This window comes from Streptomyces sp. NRRL WC-3549 (genome assembly GCF_000721935.1).
Lineage (GTDB): Bacteria > Actinomycetota > Actinomycetes > Streptomycetales > Streptomycetaceae > Streptomyces.
This window is the reverse complement of record NZ_KL585387.1, coordinates 160,795-162,800: the sequence shown is the minus strand read 5'-3', so window position 1 is coordinate 162,800 and position 2,006 is coordinate 160,795. Positions and strand designations below refer to the sequence as shown.

The window sequence follows — 2,006 nt, the reverse complement described above, 5'->3', positions numbered from 1 at the left end:
ACCCAGCCGGTGGCCGGGTCGGCGTGCGCGGCGGCGGCGCCGCGCACCTCCACCGGGCGCGGGCCCGGGCCGATCGGCACGGGCGCGCCGGGCAGCCGTACCGGGCCGCCGTCGGGCGCGGGGGCCGGGACGGGACGGGCGCCGTCGTCGCGCCAGGCCGTGTCCCGGCCGACGCCCGGCGGCTGTTGCGGGGGCGGGGGCGCGGCCACCGCGGCGGGCGGCGGGGCGATCGCGCGTCCGCCGCCCCGGCGCTGCTCGATCATCGCCGTGGCCGCCATCGGCAGCCAGGCCCCGCCATCGGCAGCCAGGCCGACGCCGTGCCGCTGTCGTCACCGCCGGAGGCGAACAGGTGCGGCGCCAGCTGGGCCTGGAGATCGGCGGGGCTGGGCCGCCGGGAGGCGTCCATCTGCATGCAGGCCTCGATCAGGGACCGCAGGTCCTCGGGCAGCCCCTCCGTGTCGGGGCCCTCCCGCAGCAGCATGAAGACGGTCTCCACCGGGTTCGCCCCGTGGAACGGGGCATGCCCGGTCGCCGCGAAGACCAGCGTCGAGCCGAGCGAGAACACGTCGCTGGCGCCCGTGACGCTGCGCGAGTCCCGGGCCTGCTCCGGTGACATGTACGCGGGAGTACCCACGGCGACGTTGGTCATCGTCAGCCGGGTGTTCGAGACCCCCGAGGCGATCCCGAAGTCGATCACCCGGGGCCCGTCCTCGACGACCAGGACGTTGGACGGCTTCAGGTCGCGGTGGACGAGCCCGGCGCCGTGGATCGACTGCAGGGCCTCGGCGATCCCGGCGGCCAGCCAGCGGACGGCCTGCGTGGGCATCGGCCCGCACTCGTTCACTATCTCCTCGAGGGAGGGGGCCGGGACGTAGGCGGTGGCCAGCCAGGGGACGGCCGCGCGCGGATCGGCGTCCACCACGGCGGCGGTGTAGAACCCGCTGACGGCGCGGGCGGCCTCCACCTCACGTGTGAAACGGACCCGGAACAGCTGGTCCTCGGCCAGTTCCGTACGGACCGTCTTGATCGCCACCCGCCGGCCCGACGCCGAGCGCGCGAGATAGACCAGCCCCATGCCGCCGGCCCCGAGCCGTCCCAGCACCTCGAACGGGCCGATCCGCCTCGGGTCATGCTGCGTCAGCTGCTCCACTTGCCTGCCACCTCCCCGTACGGACCTCAGGTACAGAAGCCCGCGAAATCCCGCCCCGTGCAGCGTCTCACCACTGAGCACCACCTGGCGGTGCGCCCCCCGATTCTTCCTGGCCCGCGCCCCGGTTGCGAACCCGGGGGCGGATCGGGGTGTCTTGTGTCACTCCACCCGTTCCAGGACACCCCGGCCGTAGCCGCCCGGCTCGCTACGGCCGGGGCCCGGTGGGCTGCAGCACGGCGAAGACCGCGCCCTGGTCGTCCTGGAGCACCGCCGTCCGCCCGTACGGGATGTCGAAGGGCGGCGCCGAGATCCGGCCACCGAGGTGGACGGTGGTCCCGGCCGTCCGGTCGCAGTCGGTGACGGTGAAGTAGGTGAGGAAGTAGCTGGGCATCATCTCGGGGTACGCGTCCGTGATCACGGCGCGGCCGCCGATCGCGGTGTCCGCGCCCGGTTCGGTTCCGGCCGGGGACCACATCCGGAAGTCCGTGCCGTCCTCGGTGCGCCCCGCGGAGCCGCCCGGCCCCGCGGGGAGGGCCAGGCTGGTGCCCTGAAACCCGAAGACCTGCTCGTAGAAGGCGTCCACCCGCTCCGGCTGCCGGGTGAGGACCTCGGTCCAGCAGAAGGCGCCGGGGGCGTTCCGCTTCTCGAAACCGGCCCGCTCGCCCGCCTGCCAGAGGCCGAAGACGGCACCGCCGGGGTCGGCCGCCTGCGCGAGGACCCCGGCCCGCCCCGCCCGTACCGGATCGGTGATCACCTGACCGCCGGCCTTCCGGACCCGTGCGACGGTGGCGACGACGTCGTCCGTGGAGAAGTAGACGCCCCAGGCGGTCGGCATGCGGCCGTCTCTTATACACAT

The 2,006-nt window shown here is 74.7% G+C and carries 1 protein-coding gene and 1 pseudogene; both read right to left on the bottom strand.

Annotated elements, in window-relative coordinates; all coding sequences use genetic code 11:
• Positions 1 to 1,150 (bottom strand): annotated as a pseudogene (locus IH13_RS36845) (serine/threonine-protein kinase); the annotation flags it as partial.
• Positions 1,151 to 1,355: 205 nt separating this feature from the next.
• Positions 1,356 to 2,006 (bottom strand): VOC family protein (locus tag IH13_RS0106115; protein ID WP_063837403.1); only part of this gene is annotated, 651 nt, incomplete at its 5' end.